Source organism: Streptomyces sp. 2A115 (genome assembly GCF_052245575.1).
GTDB lineage: Bacteria > Actinomycetota > Actinomycetes > Streptomycetales > Streptomycetaceae > Streptomyces.
In genome coordinates, this window is record NZ_JBQQCG010000055.1 from 1 (window position 1) to 23,089 (window position 23,089).

The 23,089-nt window shown below is 69.1% G+C and carries 18 protein-coding genes and 1 pseudogene; 12 read left to right on the forward strand and 7 right to left on the reverse strand.

Annotation, left to right across the window (positions count from 1 at the left end; genetic code table 11):
• Window positions 1-131: 131 nt before the first annotated feature.
• Window positions 132-995 (reverse strand): hypothetical protein, encoded by an 864-nt coding sequence (locus tag ACTWQR_RS36105; protein ID WP_443231456.1) that lies wholly within the window; start codon window positions 993-995, stop codon window positions 132-134.
• Window positions 996-1,249: 254 nt separating this feature from the next.
• On the opposite strand from ACTWQR_RS36105, the gene ACTWQR_RS36110 reads away from it, so the two are divergent.
• A complete protein-coding gene (locus ACTWQR_RS36110; protein WP_443231457.1) occupies window positions 1,250-3,805 on the forward strand; it encodes a M14 family zinc carboxypeptidase in 2,556 nt (851 codons plus the stop codon).
• Between the two features lie 48 nt (window positions 3,806-3,853).
• Window positions 3,854-5,008, forward strand: coding sequence for a serine hydrolase domain-containing protein (locus tag ACTWQR_RS36115; RefSeq protein WP_443231458.1), 1,155 nt, complete (start codon window positions 3,854-3,856; stop codon window positions 5,006-5,008).
• A 184-nt stretch (window positions 5,009-5,192) separates the two neighbouring features.
• Here ACTWQR_RS36115 and ACTWQR_RS36120 read toward each other — a convergent pair whose 3' ends face one another.
• The gene (locus tag ACTWQR_RS36120; protein WP_443231459.1) at window positions 5,193-6,245 is read right to left on the reverse strand and encodes an NADP-dependent oxidoreductase; all 1,053 of its coding nucleotides are present in this window, start codon (window positions 6,243-6,245) and stop codon (window positions 5,193-5,195) included.
• Between the two features lie 114 nt (window positions 6,246-6,359).
• Between ACTWQR_RS36120 and ACTWQR_RS36125 the strand changes: the two genes are divergently transcribed.
• Complete coding sequence (locus tag ACTWQR_RS36125) at window positions 6,360-6,806, forward strand: MarR family winged helix-turn-helix transcriptional regulator (protein ID WP_443231460.1); 447 nt, start codon at window positions 6,360-6,362, stop codon at window positions 6,804-6,806.
• Window positions 6,807-7,185: 379 nt separating this feature from the next.
• Here ACTWQR_RS36125 and ACTWQR_RS36130 read toward each other — a convergent pair whose 3' ends face one another.
• Window positions 7,186-7,941, reverse strand: a complete 756-nt coding sequence (locus ACTWQR_RS36130; protein ID WP_443231461.1) for an SCO2400 family protein — start codon at window positions 7,939-7,941, stop codon at window positions 7,186-7,188.
• Window positions 7,942-8,196: 255 nt separating this feature from the next.
• Here ACTWQR_RS36130 and ACTWQR_RS36135 point away from each other — a divergent pair, with 255 nt between their 5' ends.
• The 8 genes from ACTWQR_RS36135 to ACTWQR_RS36170 all read left to right on the forward strand — a co-directional run bounded on the left by ACTWQR_RS36135 (window position 8,197) and on the right by ACTWQR_RS36170 (window position 18,634).
• The gene (locus ACTWQR_RS36135; protein WP_443231462.1) at window positions 8,197-9,360 is read left to right on the forward strand and encodes a mandelate racemase/muconate lactonizing enzyme family protein; all 1,164 of its coding nucleotides are present in this window, start codon (window positions 8,197-8,199) and stop codon (window positions 9,358-9,360) included.
• Window positions 9,357-10,361: a zinc-dependent alcohol dehydrogenase gene (locus ACTWQR_RS36140; protein WP_443231463.1), complete on the forward strand. Its 1,005-nt coding sequence runs from the start codon at window positions 9,357-9,359 to the stop codon at window positions 10,359-10,361. The genes ACTWQR_RS36135 and ACTWQR_RS36140 overlap by 4 nt, the downstream gene beginning before the upstream one ends.
• A 135-nt stretch (window positions 10,362-10,496) precedes the next feature.
• Entirely contained in the window at window positions 10,497-11,465 is a 969-nt protein-coding gene (locus ACTWQR_RS36145; RefSeq protein ID WP_443231464.1) for a hypothetical protein, read from the forward strand.
• 142 nt (window positions 11,466-11,607) lie between these two features.
• Entirely contained in the window at window positions 11,608-12,720 is a 1,113-nt protein-coding gene (gene chvE / locus ACTWQR_RS36150; protein ID WP_443231465.1) for a multiple monosaccharide ABC transporter substrate-binding protein, read from the forward strand.
• Between the two features lie 36 nt (window positions 12,721-12,756).
• Entirely contained in the window at window positions 12,757-14,307 is a 1,551-nt protein-coding gene (gene mmsA, locus ACTWQR_RS36155) for a multiple monosaccharide ABC transporter ATP-binding protein (RefSeq protein WP_443231466.1), read from the forward strand.
• Window positions 14,304-15,548 carry a multiple monosaccharide ABC transporter permease gene (gene mmsB, locus ACTWQR_RS36160; RefSeq protein WP_443231467.1) on the forward strand — a complete coding sequence of 415 codons (1,245 nt, stop codon included), beginning with the start codon at window positions 14,304-14,306 and terminating at the stop codon, window positions 15,546-15,548. The genes mmsA and mmsB overlap by 4 nt, the downstream gene beginning before the upstream one ends.
• Before the next feature lie 63 nt (window positions 15,549-15,611).
• Window positions 15,612-16,802 carry an aldose epimerase family protein gene (locus tag ACTWQR_RS36165; protein ID WP_443231468.1) on the forward strand — a complete coding sequence of 397 codons (1,191 nt, stop codon included), beginning with the start codon at window positions 15,612-15,614 and terminating at the stop codon, window positions 16,800-16,802.
• Window positions 16,803-16,930: 128 nt separating this feature from the next.
• Window positions 16,931-18,634, forward strand: a complete 1,704-nt coding sequence (locus tag ACTWQR_RS36170) for a pyridoxal phosphate-dependent aminotransferase (protein WP_443231469.1) — start codon at window positions 16,931-16,933, stop codon at window positions 18,632-18,634.
• A gap of 157 nt (window positions 18,635-18,791) precedes the next feature.
• Here ACTWQR_RS36170 and ACTWQR_RS36175 read toward each other — a convergent pair whose 3' ends face one another.
• From ACTWQR_RS36175 to ACTWQR_RS36190, 4 genes and pseudogenes are all read right to left on the reverse strand, one after another.
• Window positions 18,792-20,228 (reverse strand): family 43 glycosylhydrolase, encoded by a 1,437-nt coding sequence (locus ACTWQR_RS36175; protein WP_443231470.1) that lies wholly within the window; start codon window positions 20,226-20,228, stop codon window positions 18,792-18,794.
• Window positions 20,210-20,482: pseudogene (locus ACTWQR_RS36180) on the reverse strand (family 43 glycosylhydrolase); the annotation flags it as partial. The gene ACTWQR_RS36175 and the pseudogene ACTWQR_RS36180, both read right to left, overlap by 19 nt.
• A 222-nt stretch (window positions 20,483-20,704) precedes the next feature.
• Entirely contained in the window at window positions 20,705-21,595 is an 891-nt protein-coding gene (locus tag ACTWQR_RS36185; protein WP_443231471.1) for an arginase family protein, read from the reverse strand.
• Window positions 21,596-21,664: 69 nt separating this feature from the next.
• Complete coding sequence (locus tag ACTWQR_RS36190; protein ID WP_443231472.1) at window positions 21,665-21,919, reverse strand: hypothetical protein; 255 nt, start codon at window positions 21,917-21,919, stop codon at window positions 21,665-21,667.
• Between the two features lie 118 nt (window positions 21,920-22,037).
• Here ACTWQR_RS36190 and ACTWQR_RS36195 point away from each other — a divergent pair, with 118 nt between their 5' ends.
• Window positions 22,038-22,943 (forward strand): LysR family transcriptional regulator, encoded by a 906-nt coding sequence (locus ACTWQR_RS36195; RefSeq protein WP_443231473.1) that lies wholly within the window; start codon window positions 22,038-22,040, stop codon window positions 22,941-22,943.
• The last annotated feature ends 146 nt before the right edge of the window (window positions 22,944-23,089 follow it).

Below are 23,089 nucleotides of genomic sequence, written 5' to 3' on the forward strand. Positions count from 1 at the left end.
GCCAACCCGACTACCTCAGAGTGGCGGTCGGATGCCCCGGCACGTCCCCGACCCCCCACACACCCCAGGGGCGCGGGGAACTGCGCGACCAGCCCCCACCCACCCGCACCCAAACAACCACCCACCCGCAGTCACACCGAATGCACCGCCACCACCACCCCCCGCTCCGCCGCAGGCGACACCGCCGCGGACGCCCGCACCGCCGCCGCCCGAGCCACCCTCCCCGCCCGATGGGCCGACGCCAGCAGCAAAGGCTGGAGTTGCTCGAAACCGGACACCAGGAACTCCTCGCCGGCGATCAGCAACGGCCGCCCCGCCTTCAACCCGGCCGCCGCCGCCTCCGTGAGGTCGGCCAGCGGAGGAAGCGCCGCTCGCACCACACCCGCCCCCGCCGTGGCCGCCCGCTCCGCCAGGGCCACCTGCAACGGCAGCAGCGGAGCCAGCGCCGCGGTCAACGCGTCGGCGATCCGCCGGAGTTCGGGGGACGAGTCCCGAAGCACATCCGCGGCCGCCCGGATCAGCGGAGCGAGGGCGAGGAGCGTACCCGCCGCCAGCCCGGCCGCCGCGGGCAACAGCGGCGATGTCGCGTCCACCAGTTCGCCCAACGCCTCCGCGGCCTCCTCCACCGCGGGCTCCACCGCGTCGAGGACAGGCAGCAGACTGTCCCCGAGCGCCGTGAGCAGCGCCTGCGCGGGCTCGCTCACCGGATGCACGGCGAGCGGCGCCCCGCTCGTCCCCAGGCGCGTCAGCGTGTCCACGATCCGGTAGAACGCCTCCTGCGCCTCCGGCGACGCACTCGCCTCGGCCAGTTCGGCGGTGGTCTCCCGCAACACCCGTAGCACCTCGGCCCCCGAACCGTCCCGTGGGTCGAAGGTGTTGATGGCGATGCGGGTGATGTTCCCGGCGGTGTCCAGGAGTTGGCCGGTGATATCGGTCGTGTTGCGCGCGATACGCGCGACGTCGTCCCTGCTGGGGAGCGACGGAATCGTTGCCATGGGCTCTCCTCGCCTCACGAACAGCGTCACGCGCGGTCACGCACGGCTTCACGCACGTGCCTGTCGCCCCGGCCCTCCGTCGCGCCGGCGCCACCCTCAGCATGCCCCCTCCGCGTCCCGAGGCATGCGCCATCCGAGCCAACTGTGACGCCAACGCCCTCTTGTTGCACGGGAGTCGAACAGGTAGACCTCCGCGTACCGATGTCATGCACATTCACGTCAGGCACAGTCAGGCACATTCAGCGGAGGTACGCGTGCGGCTACCGAGACCCGTCCTGATCGCCACGGCCACCGCCACCGCGGCGGCCACACTCCTGCTCACCCCGAACGGCGCCGTCGCCGACCCCACCCCACAGCCCCCCGTTCGTGAACGTGAAGGGGCCGGTCTCTCCGACCGCGCCGCCCGCACCCCGGAGAGTACGACCGACCGGGCCCTGACCGCCCCGGTCACCGAACTCACCGAATCCGCCGGAGGCACCGGCACCCGCGGCTACCCCCGCGAACAGGTGCTGACCCCGGACCCGGAGAACCCGGCGGACAAGTCCATCAAGCTCGGCCTCACCCCGTACCACGCCATCGTCCCGAAGCTGAACGCCCTCCAGCGGCTCGGCGACCGCGTGAGCGTGGAGGTCGCGGGCCGCTCGGCGGGCGGCCACCGCCTCTACCTGGTGACCGTCACCGCGCCCGAGTCGTCGGGGCAGGCCCGCGCCCAGGAACGTATGCGGGAACTGATCGAGAACGCGCCCGCGGCCGCCGCGAAGGACCCGGCGGTCAAGTCCCGCTACAAAACACCCGTCTTCTTCAACAACAACATCCACGGCAACGAGTGGGAGGGCACGGACGCGTCTCTCGAACTCATCGAGCGGCTCGCGACGGCCAAGGACAGCGAGACCACCGACCTCCTCGACCACAACCGTGTCTACTTCAACATCACCGCGAACCCGGACGGCCGTATCGCCGGCACCCGCGCCAACGCCAACGGCTTCGACATGAACCGCGACTTCGTCACCGCCTCGCAGCCCGAGGTCCGCGCGATGCGCCAGATCGAGATCGACAAGCAGCCCGCGGTGATGGTCGACACGCACGGTTACGTCAACGGCACCCTCATCGAGCCGACGACACCGCCGCACGGCGAGAACTACGAGTACGACCTCTTCCTCAAGAACACCTACGCCAACGCGCTGGGCATGGAGGCCGCCGTCAACGGCCTCGGCTACACACCCGAGAAGGACGGCGTCGAGCCCGCCCAGATCCCCTTCCGGGACCAGGAGGAGGGCTGGGACGACTGGCCGCCGATCTTCACCCCGCAGTACGCGGCCTTCCACGGCACGGTCGCCGCGCACACGGTGGAGATCCCGCTGGCGGTCAACAACGAGGAGTACGACGAGCTCTCCGTCGACGAACTCCGCCGCCGTTCGGCCATCAACGTGGACGTGGCGGGCGCGGCCATCCGAGCGACCCTGGACTACGCAGAAGCAAACAGGACTTCGCTGATCGCCGACCAGATCGAAGTCTTCCGCCGGGGCGCGACGGGCGCCGCCCAGGTCCCGGTCTCCCCGGAGACGGTGCCGGGCGTGCCGGGCATCGGCCCGGAGGACGTCTACACGACGGACTTCCCCCGCGCGTACGTCATCCCGGCGGGCGGCGGCAAGGCGCAGCGCTCGGCCACCGCCGCGGCCCGTCTGGTCGACCACCTGCTCTCCAACGACGTCCAGGTCCGGCGCGCCACAAAGGACTTCAGGCTCGGCGGGAAGGCGTACGCGAAGGGCTCGTACATCGTCGACCTGCACCAGCCCAAGCGCGGTATGGCGAACGTGCTGCTGGCGGACGGGCGGGACATCAGCGACAAGGTTTCGATCATGTACGACATCTCCGGCTGGAGTCTGGGCCGGCTGTGGGGCGCGACGGTCGACTCCGTACACACCCCCAGGCTCTCCGTCCCCGCCCGCGCGATCGACGCGGCCGCGAGCGTCGGTTACGTGGCACCCCGCGGCACCCTCCGCCTGCGTCTCGACGACGCACGCGAGATCGCGGCCCTCAACTCCCTTCTCGCGGACGGGGTTTCGGTCCGCCAGGCGTCCGACGGCAGCGTGATCGTGCCCGCCTCGGCCCGTGCGAAGGCGGTGGCCCTCGCCAAGCGGTACGACGTCGCCTTCGACGCGACGAAGGAAACCGGCGGCACCCCGCTCCACCGCGTACGGGTTGCCGCGGCCGTCACACCGGGCGAGCTGTTCGCACTCCGCGAGATGAACTTCGACGTCACGCCGGTGTCGACAGCGATCCTCAACGCGGGCTTCGACTGGTCGAAGGCGGACGTCCTGTTCGCCTCGGCCGGACTGAACCACGCGGGCCTCAACACGGCCGCACGCACCGCCCTGGACGGCTTCCTGGCCCGCGAGGGGCTGGTCGGCCGCGGAGCCACCGGAGCGGCCCTCAACGCCGCCACGGAGCTGCTCGCCGTGAACCCCGTGGAAGGCAACGGAGACGCCAACGGCGTTGTGCGGGTGGCGAATTCGACCGGCGGTGTAACCACCGGCGCCCCGGACCACAGCTTCGTCTACGCGCCCGTCTGGTTCACGGACCTCGGGCCCGGAGTCCGCGTGGAGCAGTCGTACGCGACCGGGAACCCGCTCGTCTCCGGCCACTGGCGCCCCCTGGAGGACGGCACCGGCGGACCCGCGCAGGCGGCGGGCCAGGCGGCGGTCGTCAGCGGCCCGCACGCCGTCCTGTTCGGCACGGAGCCCCTCTTCCGCGACCACCCGAAGGGGGAATTCGCACAGGTCGCACGCGCCTTGTTGACAGTGTCCTGAGCGAACCCCCGAAATCCCCGGGGGAACCGTGAACCGAGGAGAGCATCGATGACACAGGAGATCCACGGCACCGTCGCCGAAGGCTTCGAGGCGGTACGCGAGGAGTTCGCGGCCGTCCTCGCCGCCGAACGCCCCGACTATGCGGGCCAGTTGAGCGCGTACGTCCACGGGCGGCGGGTCGTGGATCTCTGGGCGGGCCCCGAGACCGACGCCGACACGCTGTTCGGTGTCTTCTCGTCCACGAAGGGGGCGGCCCATCTGGTGGTCGCCCTGCTCATGCAGGAGGGGACACTCGACCCCGACCGTGAAGTGGCGTACTACTGGCCGGAGTTCGCGGCCGAGGGCAAGCAGGCGGTGACCCTGCGGGAACTGCTCGCGCACCGCGCGGGCGTCGTCGGATCCGACGCGGGCTTCACGTTCGACGAGCTGGCCGACGACCGCCTGATAGCCGAACGGCTCGCGACCCAGCGGCCGTTCTGGCGCCCGGGCACGGCCTTCGGCTATCACGCACTCGTCATCGGCGCGCTGACGGGCGAGGTCGTACGCCGGGCGACGGGCCGCACGCTGCAGGAGGTGTACGAGGAGCGGATCCGCGCCCCGTACGGGCTCGACTTCTTCCTGGGGCTGCCCGAGTCGGAGGAGCCCCGCTACCGCTCCGTGGAGCCGATGGCGCCCACGCCGGCGCAGCAGGCCGTGCTGGACGCCGCGCCCAGGGGTCCGCACACGCTGGCGTCGATCGCGTTCAACGAGCATGTGCCGGGGGCGGGGACGCTGGTGGGCCACCCCAACTCCCGTACGGTGCGCGCCAAGGGCCCGGCGTCGGCGGGCGGGGTCGCCTCCGCGCGCGGCCTTGCCGGGATGTACGCGGCGGCGATCAGCGGGCTCGACGGCCGAACCCCCCTCCTCAAGCCGGACACGGTCGCGGAGGTCGGCCGGATCCACTCCGTCGGCTACGACCTGGTGGCCCGCGCCCACAAGTCCTTCGGGCTCGGCTTCCAGGCCACGGCGGACACCTGGCACCCGTTCCTGGGCGCCGGGACGTTCGGCCACAGCGGCGCGGGCGGCTCCCAGGCCTTCGCCGACCCGCGCAGCGGCCTGGCGTACGGCTACACGCGCCGTCGTATCGCCTTCCCGGGCGGCGCGGCACCGGAGAACGACGGGTTGGTGCGGGCGGTGCACCGGGCGGCGCTCACGCTCGTCTGAGCGCTCCGCTGGAAGAACGGCTATGACCCTGCGGGCCGGTGGGGGCTGGTCGCGCCCCGCGGCGGAGCCGCATATGTCACAGCCCCGCGCCCCTTACGGGGCGCGGTGCCGCAGGAGGCCGCACCCCATCACCACGGGTGCGGCCTCCTCGGCGGTCTGCCGGACGGCTCGTCTGCCGGACGGCTCAGAGCTTGACGATCATCTTGCCGGTGTTGTCGCCGCGCAGGACCCCGAAGAACGCCTCCAGGTTGTTCTCGATGCCCTCGACGACGGTCTCGCGGTACTTGAGCTCGCCGGAGGCGACCCACGCGCCGACCTCCTGGACGAACTGCGGCTGGAGGTCGGCGTGGTCGTTGACGAGGAAGCCCTCGATGCGGCCTCGGGTCTGGATGAGACGGGAGAGGTTCTTCGGGCCGGGGACGGGCTCCGTGCTGTTGTAGACGGAGATCATGCCGCAAACAGCGATGCGGCCGTCCCGGTTGAGGGACCCGATGGCGGCTTCCAGGTGGTCCCCGCCCACATTGTCGAAGTAGACGTCGACACCGTCGGGGGCGGCTTCGCGCAGCTGCTGACTCACCGGCCCGTTCTTGTAGTTGAACGCCGCGTCGAAGCCGTACTCCTCCACCAGGAGCTTGACCTTCTCGTCGGAGCCGGCGGACCCGATGACCCTCGACGCGCCCTTGAGCTTGGCGATCTGGCCGACCTGGCTGCCCACGGCACCGGCGGCGCCGGACACGAACACGGAGTCGCCTTCCTTGAAGGAGGCGGTACGCAGCAGACCGGCGTACGCGGTCAGGCCGGTCATGCCCAGCACTCCGAGATACGTGCTCAGCGGCACGGCGTCCGGGTCCACCTTGAGGGCCGGCACCGCGGCCGGGCCTACCTTGACGGCGTGCTTGGCGTCGACCACCGCGTACTCGCGCCAGCCGAAGAAGTGCAGGAGGTGATCGCCGACGGCGATGCCCTCCGCCTCCGAGGCGACGACCTCGCCGACGGCGCCGCCCTGCATGACCTTGCCGAGTTCGAAGGGGGCCACGTACGACTTGGCGGCGCTCATCCGGCCGCGCATGTACGGGTCCACGGACAGGTACTTGTTACGCACCAGGACCTGGCCGGGACCAGGCTGCTCGACCTCGGCCTCGACGAGGGCGAAGTCCTCGGGCTTGGGCCAGCCGACCGGGCGGCTGGCGAGATGCCATTCGCGGCTGGTGGCGGGGAGCTCGGGCGTAACGGTCATGAGGCTGGGCCTTTCCTAGTGCAGCGGCTCTGATACTTCAGATTACTTCAGTACCTGAAACAACCATGCCGCTGAATATTTCATGATGTCAAGTATCGGGGTAGCCTGGAGTGCATGGCCACGCAGAAGACAGCTCGCATCGACCCTCTGACGCTCGAGGTCGTCGACCTCATCGGCACGGTTGTGGCCCGGTACCACGACGAGTACGAGGAGGCTGCCGCCGAGCATGCGCTGACGGGGGCGCAGGCTCGGTTGCTGAGTCTGCTGTCGCTGGAGCCGTTGCCCATGCGGCGGCTGGCGCAGAAGCTGAAGTGCGAGCCGTCCAATGTCACCGGGATCGTGGATCGGCTCGAGGCGCGCGGGTTGGTCGAGCGGCGGCCCGACCCGACCGACCGTCGTATCAAGCTGGCCGCCGCCACGGAGGAAGGACGCCGGGTTGCCCGGAGTCTCCGGGAGTCGCTCCACTTCGCCCGTGAGCCCCTTGCCGGGCTCTCCCGGGAGGAGCGGTTGTCTTTGCGGGGGCTACTCCTGCGGATGCTGGATACTCCGCCGGACCTGTAGCACGTGGGGCTCCGCCCCCGCTTTTGAGGGGTGCCTCACGTCGGTTCGTACAGTGCGGGTTTGTGGGGGCTTGTCGCGCAGTTCCCCGCGCCCCTGAAAGCGGGTGCCTGACGTCGGTTCGTACAGTGCAGGTCCATGGGGACGGGGCGGGGTCGTAACCCCATCCCCCACCCGTCCGCAGTCTTCCGTCGGCGTGAGGGGACGTGCCGGGCGTCCGAGCGCCGCGCTTCCCGGCCCACCCAACCACCTCAGAGCGGCGCTCGGATGCCCCGGCACGTCCCCGACCCCCCACACACCCCAGGGGCGCGGGGAACTGCGCGACCAGCCCAGAACAACCCGCAGACAAAACAACCACCCAACCGCTCAGCCACAGCGGCAGCTAAGAGCACCACCACAGGAACCGCGTACACGTATCCGAAGGACTCGGCTCAGGGCTCGGCCCCTCCGTGGTCGGGTCGGGGTCCGGGTCGCCCGGGTTCGCGGGCGTGGAGCCGCCCGAGGTGGTCGGGTTCGGGGCGGGAGCCGGCGGAGCGGGGTCCGTCGTCGCGGACGGGCGGGCGGATTCCTTGTCCGCGTCCTTCCCGTCCTCCTCGTCCTTGTTCTTGTCCTTCTCGGGCTTCTCCGACTTCGAGGCCGACGCGGACACCGACGCGTCCGGAGACCCCGAGTCCACCCCCGAAGACCCCGACCCGTCACCGGCTTCCGCCGAGCCGTCCGCGGAAGCCGAGGACCCGCCGGACGCATCGTCCGCGGCCGCCGCCTTCGGCTCCGACGAGGGCGCCTCCATGCCGAGCTCCGCCAGGCTCAGACCGCCCGCGGCAAGCAACAGTCCCGCTCCGACGAACAGCACCCGCCTACGCCGCCGCCGGTGCAACGCGGCCCGCCGATCCCGCCGACCCGCCCGGCCCTCGCCCTCGCCCCCACTCCTGCCCGTACGGCCACGACCACCACCACGGCGCCGACCGCCCCCCGGGACGGCGTCACCCGCGGACGCGGCATCGGCTTCGCGTTCGTCGACGTCCTCGCGCTCGTCGAGAGAGGCCGCGTACTCCCGGCACGCTTCGGCCGATGTACCGCACCCCGGGCAAGCGAGGGCGCCATTGAGGTGCCGTTGGCACGGGTGGCAGTAGTCCATGACGCGGGAAGACTAAATTCCTGGAAGGTCATGTTCATAGTGACAGCTGTGAAGGTTGTGTATGGAACTGCCCGTTCCGGCATGACGAGTTGAGGGCAGGCCAGACTATTCGGCCGCCATCCGGCGCCATCGCGTCGAAACCGTTATGCGTTCGACCCATTGACACTGCCGCCGCCCCATCCTTACTGTCACGACAGGATTTCGAACGTGTGACGAAATTTCGAACAGAGCCGAAGAACACAAGGGGCAATTTCCGTGCGCATCACCGGAATCAGCACACACGTGGTCGGGACGCCTTGGCGCAACCTGACCTATGTCCAGGTGCACACCGACGAAGGCATCACCGGAGTCGGCGAGACCCGCATGCTGGGCCACACCGACGCGCTGATCGGCTATCTGCGGGAGGCGGAGGCCAACCACATTCTCGGCTCCGACCCCTTCGCTGTCGAGGACCTGGTCCGCCGCATGAAGTACGGCGACTACGGGCGGGCCGGCGAGATCGTGATGTCCGGCATCGCCGTCGTCGAGATGGCCTGCCTGGACATCAAGGGCAAGGCCCTCGGCGTTCCGGTGTGGCAGCTGCTGGGCGGCCTGGCCCATCCGGACGGAAAGATCAAGGCGTACGCCAACGGCTGGTACACGACCGAGCGGACGCCCGAGGCGTACCACAAGGCGGCCCAGGGCGTCATGGAGCGCGGCTACCAGGCGCTGAAGATCGACCCCTTCGGGGCCGGGCGGATGGAACTGGACCACAAGGAGACGCTGTACGCGGTCTCCCTGATCGAGGCGGTACGGGACGCGATCGGCCCGGAGACCGAGCTGATGCTGGAGATGCACGGCCGGTTCTCCCCCTCCACGGCGGTCCGGCTGGCGCGCGAGCTGGCGCCCTTCAAGCCCGCGTGGCTGGAGGAGCCGGTGCCGCCGGAGAACCTCAAGGCGCTGGAGAAGGTCGCCGAGAAGGTGGACCTGCCGATCGCGACCGGTGAGCGCATCCACGACCGGATCGAGTTCCGCGAGCTCTTCGAGTCGCAGGCCGCGGACATCATCCAGCCGGACGTCGGTCACATCGGCGGCATCCTGGAGACCCGCAAGCTGGCGGCGACCGCCGAGGCCCACTACGTGCTGGTCGCCCCGCACAACGTCGGCGGGCCGGTTCTGACGGCCGCCTCCCTCCAGGTCGCGGGCTGCACCCCGAACTTCAAGATCCTGGAGCACTTCAACGACTTCGCGGACTCGGAGATCAAGAAGCTGGTCAAGGGCGCCCCGCAGGTCGTCGACGGCTACTTCCAGCTCTCCGACGAGCCGGGGCTGGGTGTCGAGTTCGACGCCGAGGCCGCGGCCGAGTTCCCGCAGCAGCAGGCCCGTTTCGACCTGTTCGCGGACGGCTGGGAGAAGCGCCAGCCGAAGGGATCCAAGTGAGTATCGCGGTCGTCATCGAAGGGCCGGGCGAGCACCGGCTGGCCCCCCATGAGGCCACCGCGCCTGCCGCCGGCCAGGCCCTCGTACGGGTCCACGCGAGCGGTATCTGCGGCAGTGACCGCGAGGTGTACGAGGGCAACCGGCCCGAGGGGTACGTCCGTTATCCGCTGACGCCGGGGCACGAGTGGTCCGGCACGGTGGAGGCGGTCGGGTCCGGGGTTCCCGAGGGCCTCGTGGGGCGCAAGGTGGTCGGGGAGGGCTTCCGCAACTGCCAGGTCTGCGACCGGTGCCACGCGGGCGAGACGACGTTGTGCACGGCGGGGTACGAGGAGACGGGCTTCACCCAGCCCGGCGCCATGGCCACCACGCTGACGCTGCCCGCCAGGCTGCTGCACGTCCTGCCGGACGACGCCGACCTGACGGCGGCGGCGCTCCTGGAGCCCGCGGCCTGCATCGCTGCGGCCGCGCTCAAGGCGAACGCGCGGCCCGGCGAGCGGGTGGCCGTCGTCGGCACGGGCACGCTCGGCATGTTCGCCGTGCAGTTCCTGAAGGCGGGTTCGCCCTCGGAGCTCCTGGTGGTCGGCACTCGCCCGGACCGCGCGGAGCTCTCGAAGACCTTCGGCGCCACCGAGTTCCGTACGCGGGACGAGGAGCTGCCGGACGACTTCGATGTCGTGATCGAGACGGCCGGGTCGGCGTCCGCCGCGACCACCGCCGCCTCCCTGCTCCGGCGCGGCGGGCGTCTTGTCCTCACCGGTATCCCGGCCCCGGGCGCCGAGGGACTCGACCCCACCGATCTCGTCGTACGGCAGCTGGAGGTGCACACCGTGTTCGGTGCGCCACCCGAGGCCTGGGCGCACACGGTGCGGGTCTTCGGCGCAGGTCTGCTCAATCCGCTTCCGCTGGTCACGCACGAGCTGCCGTTGGACGAGTTCGCTCACGCCATCGAGCTGGTGGGGTCCGGCGATCCGAAGGTCGGCAAGGTGCTGCTGCGGCCTTAGGGCCCGCGGCCCCGGCCGCCCCCCGATCCGTACGCCGGTACGGAGACCTGACGGCTCCGTACCGGCGTACATCCACCGACACGAACCATGTCCGACATACCGAACGTGAACCTCTCCAAAGCTAAGGACAGCCCAGTGACCGACGCTTCTCCCAAGGCGGCCCGTCGACCCGGTGAGCAGGCACTCGCCGCGCTCGGCCTGGGCGCGCCCGACCTCTCCCCCGCCGACGCCTCACCGCACGCCTTCCCGGGAGGCGGCCGCTGGCGCACCGAGGTCCCCTCCGTCGAGGGGCCCGAGGCACTGGCCGTGGTCCTGAAGGAGTCCTCGCGACTCGATGTGCCGATCCACCGGATCAGCCAGGGCAGCGGTGTCTGGATGCTGACCGACGCCGAGATCACCGAGATGGTCGAGGCCACGAACGAGCGTGACATCGAGCTCTGCCTCTTCACGGGCCCGCGCGGCACGTGGGACATCGGCGGCTCGGTGCGTACCGACTCGCGCGGCGGCGGGCTGCGTGCCCGCGGTCATGACGCGGTGGCCGGCTGCATCGAAGACGCCGTCCGCGCAACGGAGTTGGGCGTGAAGTGCCTCCTCGTGGCCGACGAGGGCGTGCTGTGGACCCTGCACCGGGCCCGGCTCGCCGGGATCATTCCGGCGGACACGACCCTCAAGGTCTCCGCGCTGATCGGTCCGGTCAACCCGGCCGCGTACGCCGTGTACGAACAGCTCGGCGGCGACTCCCTCAACGTGCCCAGCGATCTCACGCTCGACCACCTGACGGAGATCCGCAGGGTCAGCGCCGCGCCCATGGACATGTACATCGAGGCCCCCGACGATCTCGGTGGTTATGTGCGCATGTACGAGGTCGCCGAGCTGATCCGCCGCGGCGCGCCGCTCTACCTGAAGTTCGGCCTGTCGAAAGCCCCGGCAATCTACCCGTATGGTCTACACCTGCGGGACGTGACCCTGTCCACCGCCCGGGAGAGAGTGCGGCGCGGTCGGCTCGCCCTGGACCTGCTCGCACGGCACGGAGCGGACGGCGACATGGCACCCCTCGGCTCGCGGCTGCCCGGCAAGCTCAACCGGTTCGACATTCCCTCATAACGTTCCGAACACACCCCCTTCACAAAAGACGACGCAGCCGCACACAATCCGACACACCTCTTCTCGGTCTTTCTCCTGCACGACCTCGTACCATCTCGCACGGCCAGACCGAGCCCCGTCCAAAACATCGAGGAAGATGATCATGCGCAATCGCAAAGCAGCCCTCTCGGCGATAGCCGCGGCCGCCTCCCTGGCCCTCACCCTGTCCGCCTGTGGGCAGGACAGCGAGGGCGGCAGCGAGGGCGGTGACAAGGGAGACACGAAGGGCTCCACGGTCGGCATCGCGATGCCCACCAAGTCCTCCGAGCGCTGGATCGCCGATGGCGCCAACGTGGTGAAGAACCTGAAGGCGGCCGGCTACAAGACCAAGCTGGCCTACGGCGAGGACGACACCGACACCCAGGTCTCGCAGATCGAGAACATGATCACGCAGGGCGTCTCCGCGCTGATCATCGCGGCGATCGACAACAAGTCGCTCGACAGCGTTCTCCAGCAGGCCAAGGACGCCGACATCCCGGTGATCTCCTACGACCGCCTGATCCTCAACTCGCCGAACGTCGACTACTACGCGTCGTTCGACAACGAGAAGGTCGGCGAGCTGCAGGGCGGCTACATCGTCGAGAAGCTCGGTCTGAAGGACGGCTCCAAGAAGGGCCCCTTCAACGTCGAGCTGTTCGCGGGCTCGAACGACGACAACAACACCAAGTACTTCTTCCAGGGCGCGATGAACGCCCTGCAGCCCTACATCGACAAGAAGCAGCTGGTGGTCCAGTCGGGCCAGACCAAGCTGAACCAGGTCACCACGCTGCGCTGGGACGGCGGCACCGCCCAGAAGCGCATGGACGACCTGCTGACCTCGGCGTACAAGAGCGAGCGGGTCGACGCGGTGCTCTCGCCGTACGACGGCATCTCGATCGGCATCCTGTCGGCGCTCAAGTCGGACGACTACGGCTCCAAGGCCAAGCCGCTGCCGATCGTCACGGGCCAGGACGCCGAGGTTGCCTCGGTGAAGTCGATCATCGCCGGTGAGCAGACGCAGACGGTCTACAAGGACACCCGCAAGCTCGCCGAGGTGGCCTCGCAGATGGTCGACGCCGTCCTCAACGACAAGAAGCCCGAGACGAACGACACCGAGACCTACGACAACGGCGCGAAGGTTGTTCCCGCGTTCCTGCTCGACCCGGTGAACGTCGACAAGTCCAACTACAAGGAAGTTGTCGTCGACTCCGGCTACATCAAGGAAAGCGACCTCTAAACAACCGCCGTTTTCTAGGGATTGGAAGGCACGACCATGGCGGGACCCGTCCTGGAAATGCGCTCGATCGTCAAGACCTTTCCCGGCGTCAAGGCGCTGTCGGACGTCTCCCTGAGCGTCCACCCGGGCGAGGTCCACGCCATCTGCGGTGAGAACGGCGCCGGAAAGTCGACCTTGATGAAGGTCCTCTCCGGCGTCCATCCGCACGGAACCTACGAGGGCGACATCCTCTTCGAGGGTGAGTCCTGCGAGTTCAAGGACATCCGAGCGAGCGAGCAGCACGGCATCGTGATCATCCACCAGGAGCTTGCCCTGGTGCCGTATCTCTCCATCGCGGAGAACATCTTCCTCGGCAACGAGCACGCCACGCGCGGGCTCATCAGCTGGAGCGAGACGCTGAAGCACGCGGCGGAGCTGCTGCGGCGGGTCGGGCTCGACGAGAACCCGCAGACCCGTGTCGCCGACATCGGCGTGGGCAAGCAGCAGCTCGTCGAGATCGCGAAGGCGCTGTCGAAGAAGGTGAAGCTGCTGATCCTCGACGAGCCGACGGCGGCTCTGAACGACGAGGACAGCGGCAAGCTCCTTCAGCTCATCCTGGGGCTGAAGGAGCAGGGCATCACCTCGATCATCATTTCGCACAAGCTGAACGAGATCGAGACGGTCGCGGACTCGGTGACGATCCTGCGCGACGGGCGGTCCATCGAGACGCTCGACGTGAAGGCGGCGGAGACCACCGAGGACCGGATCATCAGCGGCATGGTCGGACGCGACCTCGACCACCGCTTCCCGGAGCGCACCCCGCACGAGACCGAGGTGGGCGCGGCTCCGGCCCTGGAGATCCGCAACTGGACCGTGCACCACCCGATCGACCAGCAGCGCAAGGTGGTCGACGACGTGTCGATCTCCGTGCGGCGCGGTGAGATCGTCGGCATCGCGGGGCTCATGGGCGCCGGGCGCACCGAGCTCGCGATGAGCGTCTTCGGGCGCACGTACGGCCGGTACGCGGGCGGCACGGTCCTCAAGGACGGCACCGAGATCCGTACGAAGTCCGTGCCCGAGGCGGTCAAGCACGGGATCGCGTACGTCACGGAGGACCGTAAGCACTTCGGCCTCAACCTCATCGACACGATCAACCGCAACATCTCCCTCAGTGCCCTGGGGAAGGTCGCCAAGCGCGGTGTCGTCGACGAGCACAAGGAGCGGCAGGTCGCCGAGGGCTTCCGCAAGTCGATGAACATCAAGGCACCGACCGTCTTCGAACCGGTGGGCAAGCTGTCGGGCGGCAACCAGCAGAAGGTCGTCCTCAGCAAGTGGATCTTCGCGGGGCCGGACGTGCTGATCCTGGACGAGCCGACCCGCGGGATCGACGTGGGTGCCAAGTTCGAGATCTACACGGTCATCGACAAACTGGCCGCCGAGGGCAAGGCGGTCGTCTTCATCTCCTCCGAGCTGCCGGAACTGCTCGGAATGTGCGACCGCATCTACACGATGGCCGCCGGCCGGCTGACCGGTGAGGTCACCCGGGCCGAGGCCACGCAGGAAGTGCTGATGCGCCAGATGACGAAGGACAAGAGGGACGAGCGATGAGCGCGAATGTGACCGAAAAGACCCCGACCCCGGCGCCCGCCGGCAAGGGCGGGTCGACCGGGGGCGACGGCCTGCTGCAGTTGATGATGGACGGCATGCGCCGCAACATGCGGCAGTACGGCATGCTGATCGCGCTCGGCCTGATCGTGGTGCTGTTCGCGGTGTGGACGGACGGCGACCTGCTGCTGCCGCGCAACGTCTCCAACCTGGTGCTGCAGAACAGCTACATCCTGATCCTCGCCATCGGCATGATGCTCGTCATCATCGCGGGCCACATCGACCTGTCGGTCGGCTCACTCACGGCGTTCGTGGGCGCGGTGGCAGCCGTACTGATGGTCAATCACGACGTGGCCTGGCCGGTGGCCGTGGTGCTGTGCCTGCTCCTGGGCGCCGCCGCGGGGGCCCTGCAAGGGTTCTTCATCGCGTATCTCGGCATACCATCCTTCATCGTCACCCTCGCCGGAATGCTGCTCTTCCGCGGTCTGACCGAGATCTTCCTCGAGGGCCAGACGCTCGGCCCGTTCCCCACCGGCATGCAGAAGGCCGCCAACGGCTTCCTTCCCGAGGTCGGACCGGACACCAACTACCACAACCTCACGCTGCTGCTCGGCTTCGTCGTCATCGCGTTCGTGGTGCTGCAGGAAGTCCGTGACCGCAGGCGGCAGCAGGAGTTCGCGCTCGAGGTACCGCCCTTCAAGCTCTTCCTCCTGAAGATCGTGGCCCTGGCGGCCGCCGTCCTCACGGTCACGATGATGCTGGCCAGCTACAAGGGCGCCCCGGTGGTGCTGATCATCCTCGGCGTTCTCGTCGTCGGCTTCGGCTATGTGATGCGCAACGCCGTCATCGGCCGTCACGTGTACGCGATCGGCGGCAACCTGCCCGCCGCCAAGCTGTCCGGTGTGCGGGACAAGAAGGTCACCTTCCTGGTCTTCCTCAACATGGGCATGCTGGCCGCGCTGGCGGGTCTGGTCTTCGCGGCCCGCTTCAACGCGGCCTCGCCCAAGGCCGGTGTGAACTTCGAACTCGAGGCGATCGCGGCCTCGTTCATCGGCGGCGCGTCGATGAGCGGCGGCGTGGGCACGGTCCTCGGCGCGATCATCGGTGGTGTCGTCCTGGGCGTGCTGAACAACGGCATGAACCTCGTCGGTGTCGGCTCCGACTGGCAGCAGGTCATCAAGGGCCTGGTGCTCCTCGCCGCGGTCGGCTTCGACGTGTACAACAAGCGCAAGGTCGGTTCGTAAGTCAGCCGGGCCCCGCGGACGCACGTTTCCGCGGGGCCCTTCTCACTTCGGAGGAGCCGCACAGTGGAAAGGAACAGGCCCGACAGGAACAGGCTCGAGAGCAACAGGCGCACTTTCATCGCGACGGCGGCCGCGGGACTCACCGCCGTCACCGTAGGAACAACAGGAACAGCAGGAACGGCCCACGCCTCGGGAGGCAGGAAGCCGGTGAAGGAACTCTTCGGCAAGCTCGCAGACGGAACCAAGATCTACCGCTGGTCGCTGGAGAACGGCGGCACCCGTCTGAAGGTCCTGTCGTACGGCGGCATCGTCCAGTCCCTCGAACTCCCGGACCGCCGCGGCCGCTACGCCAACGTGTCGCTCGGCTTCGACAACATCGAGGACTACGTGGCGTCCAGCCCGTACTTCGGCGCGCTGATCGGCCGGTACGGAAACCGCATCGACAAAGGCAAGTTCAGCCTCGACGGCAAGAGCCACCAGCTCTCCGTCAACGACGGCGAGAACAGCCTGCACGGCGGAGCCAAGGGCTTCGACAAGCGCGTCTGGGACGTGGAGAGCTTCACCTCCGGCCCGGACGTCGGCCTCGTCCTCCGCTACACCGGCGCCGACGGCGAGATGGGCTACCCCGGCACGCTGCGGACCAAGGTCACGTACACCCTCACCAGGCGCGGCGACTGGCGCATCGACTACGAGGCCACCACGGACAAGGCCACGGTCGTCAACCTCACCAGTCACGTGTACTGGAACCTGGCGGGCGAGGGCAGAGGCTCGGCCCACGACCACGAGCTGAGCATCGCCGCGTCCCGCTACACCCCGGTCGACAAGGGCCTGATCCCCACCGGCGAGCTCGCCGCGGTCGCGGGCACCCCCTTCGACTTCCGCCGTACGAAGACGGTCGCCGAGGACGTCCGGCAGGAGAACCAACAGCTCCTGTACGGCCAGGGCTTCGACCACAACTGGGTCCTCGACAAGGGGATCACCGGGCGGCCGGAGCACGTCGCGACCCTCAGAGACCCGTCCTCGGGCCGCACCCTGAAGGTGGCGACGACCGAGCCGGGCCTGCAGTTCTACTCGGGCAACTTCCTGGACGGCACCCTCGTCGGCACCGGTGGCGGCATCTACCGGCAGGGCGACGCGCTCTGCCTGGAGACCCAGCACTTCCCGGACTCGCCGAACCAGCCGGCGTTCCCGTCGACGGTGCTCCGGCCGGGTCGGACGTACCGGACGACGACGGTGCACTCGTTCGACTCGTGACCCTCCTTCACAGCTGGTTCACAATTTCCACACAGACGCCCAGCTGTTGAACAGAGACACATCTCCGCCCGTACTAGGGGGCGGCCCGGGTATCCCCGCTCGGACCGCCCCTCAAGGACGGAGGGTCCATGGCCGACAATGTCACCTCGCTGTTCCGCACCGGCGCGCACAGCCCGTCGATGGCCGCGCTGGCACGCGAAAGCGGGGAGGCGGGTCCGCTGGACTTCTGCATCCCGTGCAATCCGTACTTCCCCACGCCGGCGATGTTCGACGAACTGACGCACCGGCTGCGGGACATCATCACGTACTACCCGAGCAGCGCGGACACGATCACCAGTGAACTGTGCAGCCTGCTCCAGCTTCCCCCGCAGTGCGTGGCGATGGGCAACGGGTCCACCGAACTCATCACCTGGATCGATCACCTGCTGGTCCGCGAGTCCCTCGCCATCCCCGTCCCCACCTTCGGGCGTTGGACGGACCAGCCCATGGAGACCGGCAAGCGCGTCGACATGTTCCCGCTCCAGGAGAGCAACGGTTTCGCCCTCGACCCGGCGCAGTACATCGAGTTCATCCGCTCACGGGGCTCCCGTGCCGCCGTCATCTGCAACCCGAACAACCCCGACGGCGGCTTCGTGCCCCGCCAGACGATCATGGCCTTCTGCGACGCGCTCGCCGATCTGGACCTGATCATCATCGACGAGTCGTTCCTGGAGTTCGCCGACGCGGAGTCCGAGCCGAGCGTCGTCGAGGAAGCGGTGATGCGGCCCAACGTCATCGTGTTACGCAGTCTCGGCAAGAACTTCGGGCTGCACGGCGTGCGGTTCGGCTACATGGTGGCCAACCCCAGCCTCGCGGGCAGGGTCCGCTCGATGCTGCCGAAGTGGAACCTCAACGCCTTCGCGGAGACCGTGGTGTTCATGCTCAGGGACCACGGGCCCGAGTACATGGAGAGCCTGCACATGGTGCGCCGCGACCGGCTCGACATGGCCCGTCAGCTCTCCGCGCTGCCCGGTCTGACGGTCTACCCGTCACAGGGCAACTTCCTCTTCGTGCGCCTCCCCGTGGGCGCCGAAGGCACCGTGGTCCGGGATCGGCTGCTCACCGAGCACCGGATCCTGGTCCGCGAGTGCGGCAACAAGATCGGCTCGTCCAGTCGCTTCCTGAGACTCGTGGTGCGCCCCCAGGTTGACGTGCGTCGCCTGGTGTCCGGCCTGGAACAGGTGCTCTACGGGACCAGGAGGGGAGCCGCCGTGCCCGAGCTGAGCACAGGGACCAGCTACAGCTCGGGTACGGCGGCGGTGGACCGCCTCGTCAGCTCTACCAACGGGGCGGGCTATCCGGGACTCGCCACCGCTGCCTCTGCCTCCGGCGGCTTTGCCGAGCAAGGGCAGATCGCCGCGGCCGGCATGGGCCAGGGGCAGGGACAGCAAGGGCAGATCGCTGCGGCCGGCATGGGAGAGCAAGAGCAGTACGCCGCGGCCGGCATGCGCCAGCAAGGGCAGTACGCTGCGGCGGCCGGCATGGGCCAGCAAGGGCAGTACCCCGCAGCCGGCATGGGCCAGCAGGGAATGCCCGCCGCGGCCGGCATGAGGAGCGGGCGCGGGCAGGGGCTGACCGCTGCCCAGGTGCGCGGTACGACGGGTATGCCGGGCGGCCTGACCGCCGTGGCTCCCCAGGGCCAGCCGCCGCAGCAACCCCAGGCCCAGCCGCAGCCGCAGGCTGTGCCACAACCTCAGCCGCAGCCCATGCCGCAGCAGCCCACCGGCTGGCCGAACACACCGGTGCCGAACGCCACCGGCTGGCCGACGGCTCCGGCCAACCGGGCCGGCTGACCCCCGGGCCCTGTGGCTCCGGGGGAAGGCCGGTTCGTACAGTGCCGGTCCGCTTCGGCTGATCGCGCAGTTCCCCGCGCCCCTGAAGGGGCGCGGGGAACTGCGCCACAAGCCCCCACCGACCCGCAGATCACACAACCGCTCAACCCGCGGAGCGCTACGCCGGGTTGAACCTCCACTGCTGGCAGTTGTTGTTCAGCCACGTCCACTGCCGTACGTCCGCCCCATCCGCCGTGGAGCAGTTGGCGACATCGGCGACCTTGCCGGTGGCCTGGTTGACGACCCGCACGTAACCCCCGCTGGTGGCGAGGAACCGGAACCGCTGGCAGGTGTTGTCGAGCCAGGACCACTGGCGCAGATCGGCCCCGTCGGCCGTCGAGCAGTCGGCCGTGTCCAGGACCTTGCCCGAGGCGACGTTCACCAGTCGGCTGCTGTCGTCGCCCTGTTCCTCGACGCGCCACCGCTGATTGTTGCCACCGTTGCAGGCGTACTGCTGGACGTTGGCCCCGTCGGCGGTCGAACGCCCCGCCACCTCAAGGCACTTGCCGCTGTTGCGGTTCGTGATCGTGTACGTCGTCGAGGCGGACGACGGCTCTCCCGACGGCCCGGCCATGCTCGCCCCGAGCCCGACCGGCGTACCGAAGTTCGGCGAACCGTCGGAGTTCCAGGTGAACTTCTGCGCCCGGGTCGTCCGCCCGTTGTCGCAGCCGTCGCTCGCGCTGTCGTTGGCGTGGTAGACGATCCAACTCTCCGTGCCGTCCGGTGAGTTGAAGAACCCGTTGTGCCCGGGCCCGTACACCCCCGCCGAGTCGTTGCGCTGGAAGACGGGTGTCGACTTCTTCGTCCAGGAGGACGCCGAGAGCGGATTGGAGCCGGTCAGGGTCAGCTGGCCGAGCTTGTAGTCGGGCGTCCAGCAGCCGCTCGCCGAGTAGATGATCCGCGTCGTGCCGTTGCGCTGGAGCACCTCCGGCCCCTCGTTCACCGTGCCGCCCGACCGCTCCCAGTCGTACGTCGGCGTCGAGATCGTCGAGAAGGAGCCTTGAAGCGTGTACGGGTTGGACATCGGAGCGATGACGAGGTTCTGCGTCCCGCCGCCCATCGCACTGCCCAGCAGATACAGCTGCCCGTTGACGTTCAGGACGCTCGCGTCCAGCATCCAGGCGCTGTTGAGCTGGTTCTTGTACGTGTACGGGCCCATCGGATCGGAGCCCGCGCTCTCCAGGACGTGGGTGCGCTGGGTCGCGTTGTAGTCGGAGATGTTCTGCCCGGCCACGAAGTACAGGTACCACTTGCCGCCGGAGTAGAAGAGCTCGGGCGCCCAGATGTTGCAGCAGCGCGAGGCCGCGTCGCCCTTCCACACCTGCACGCTGGGCGCGGTCGAGAGCCCGGCCAGCGTCGGCGACTTGCGCATGGTGATGACGTCGGTCCAACTCGTCGACACCAGGTAGTAGTTGCCGTCGTGGTACGAGATCCAGGGGTCGGCGCCCTTGACCGACTTGACCGGATTGGTGAATGAGGCCGCGCTCGCCGACGACTGCCCGAGGGAGAGGGCGAGAAGGAGGGCGGTCAGCAGGGTCAGTAGGCGACGGGCCATCCGCTGCTCCAGTTCAGAAGGTTGATGCCGAGTTTGGGAGTGCCGTTGTCCTGGCCGTCGTAGTAGTGGTGGACGATCAGGTCGCCGTCCGAGTCCGCCGTGATCGACTGGCCACCGGGACCGATGTACCGGCCGTGCGACTCCAGCACGGGAGTCCCGCCGTTGTTCATCATCGAGACGCCGTTCTTGTCGTAGTACGGCCCGGTGACGCTGGCGGCCCGGCCGACCTTGACCTTGTACGTGGAGTTGGTGCCGAATGGGAGGTCGTTCGATTCGTTCGATATCCCGAACGTTGGTCATTACTTCGAACGGGAACGTAGAGTCGAACCTCTTGCGCGTCAATAGTTCGCGCAGCACCTTCAGTCACGTAAAGCGTCGAAAGTATTTCGACGCCTCATCACTCTCCTACGGCTCCGACGGCGCGCCCCCCAAAGGGGCGCGGGGAACTGCGCGACCAGCCCCCACGAACCCGCAGATCACGTACCAATCTCCCCGCGGAGCGCTTCGCGGAGGCACTCTGCGAGACGCTCCGCGATCCCCCCGCCAGGGTCCAGCCGCGGATTGAAGATCGTGACGTCGAAGCCGACCGCACGGTCGTGGGCCAGCGCCGTGCGCAGCACAGTCTCCAGCTCGGCCCAGGTCAGTCCGCCGGGCCGGCGGTAGTCGACGGCGGGCATGACCGCGTCGTCCAGGACATCGACGTCGAGGTGGACCCAGTAGCCCGCACTCCCGTCGGCGGCGAGCCGCTCGACCGCCTGGCGCGCGGCGACGTCGGCGCCGAGGGCCCGTACGCCGTCGAGGTCGACCGCGTGCAGCCCCGGCGGCAGGGGCTGCATCCCGGCCTCGTCGGATTCCTCCGTGTCACGGAAGCCGAGGGCGACGACGTCCTCGTCCCGTACGAGAGGTCCGCGGTCTTCGAGGTCGGCGAGCAGCCGGGGTCCCCGGCCTGTGGCGAGCGCGAGATCCATCGAGGCGGCCTCGCCGAACGGCTCCGCCGACGGCTGGTAGAAGTCGGTGTGCCCGTCGAGGAACAGCAGGCCGTACCGTCCGCGGCGGCGCAGGGCGAGAAGGTTGCCGAGCAGAATGCTGCAGTCGCCGCCGAGAACCACGGGAAAGCCGCCGCGTCCGACGACCTCGCCGACCGTGTCGGCCAGCCGGACCGAGTACTCGGCGATACCGGCCGGGTTGAGAACCCCGGTGTCGCCGTCCCGCTCCGGGTCGTACGCCGCCGACTCGACCCTGCCTGCCCGAACCGCCCCCAGGCCGTCCAGCAGACCGGCGGCGAGCAGCGCCTCCGGCAGTTCCTGGACGCCGGAGGGCCGCAGTCCGAGCACGGACGGCGCTTCGACGACCGCGATTTCCCGCACGCCCGAATTCTCCCTCAGCCACGGCCCACTCGCACCGTGTCCTTCACGTCCCGCGCCGGGTCGGGTCCGTCACGTCCCGCACCGGGTCGGGTCCGTGCGAGGGCGGGTCATGTCCCGGTCGGCGGGGCGGCTGCGCGAGACGACGCGCATGCCGGAGGCGTCCACGACGCGTACTTGAAGTGAGCCGCATCCGCAGCGCGTCCACACGGTGTGGCCGGCCGCTGTGGTGTGCCGGGACACCACCTGGAAGGGTTCGGCCCCGTCCGGCCATCCGCAGTGCGGGCACGCGTCGCCACGGAGCCTGCTGTGGGATGTGCTGGTCATCTTGCAACTCCTCGTACAGGTTGGCTGGCGTTGACCGTCGCGACACAGCCAGGGTCCATCGCCGCCTCTGTGTACGTCCAGGTTGACTTTGTGGACCTCACCTTGAAGCGTGGGCTTCATGATTGACCTGCGCCGACTCCATGTCCTGCGGGCGGTCGACCACTACGGCACGGTCACCGCCGCCGCCAACGCCCTCCACTTCACGCCGTCCGCCGCCTCGCAGCAGATCCGCCAGCTCGCCCGTGACCTGGGGGTCGACCTGCTGGAGCCGCAGGGGCGCGGTGTACGCCTGACTCCGGCCGCGCAGAGCCTGCTCGCGCACGCCGACGCGATCCAGGCCCGCTGGGAGCGGGCCGAGCTCGACCTGCGGGCCGACCACGGCGATCCCGCCGGGCCGCTGCGGGTCAGCGGCTTCCCCGTGGCCATCTCGGTGCTTCTCGCCCCGATGGCGGCCCATCTGCGCGAACGCCATCCGCGGCTCACGGTCAGGATTCAGGAGCTGGGGGTGCCGGAGAGTTTCGACCTGCTCTTCGAGGGCGAGATCGATCTCGCGATCGTCGAGGCGACCACGAACAACCCTCCTCTCAGCGACGCCCGCTTCGACCAACAGCCGCTCCTGGACGACCCGTTCGACCTGGTCGTCCCCAACGGGCACCGCCTGGCACCGCGTGAGCGGGTCGACCTCGAGGAAGCCGCCCACGACGACTGGATCGCCCCGGTGCCGGAGAGCCCCTGCCGTCCGCACGTGCTCTCGGCGTGCGGTGCCGCCGGTTTCACGCCCGACGTCGTCCACCACGCGCTGGACTGGAACGTCACCGCCCACCTGGTCGCCCACGGACTCGGCGTCGCCCTGATCCCCCGCCTGGCCCACCTGACACCGCACCTGCCGATCACCCGCGTGCGCTGCGTCAGCAACCCGCACCGCAAGCTCCTCACCTGCACCCGCACCGGCGGCCACGAACGCCCGGCGATCGCGGCCGCGCTACGGGAACTGCGTGAGCTCGCGCCGACGGCGGTGGCGTAAGGCCGTCGGAAAGGCTCAAGCCCGCCACCGCAAGGTAGGCAGGAATCTCCTTCCTGAGTTTGCGAAGGGAGGAGAGCACTCAAATCCAGCGCCTTCGTCGATCGGACGGCCACGCTTGTGCAGACGTACAGATGGGCCCTGTCCCG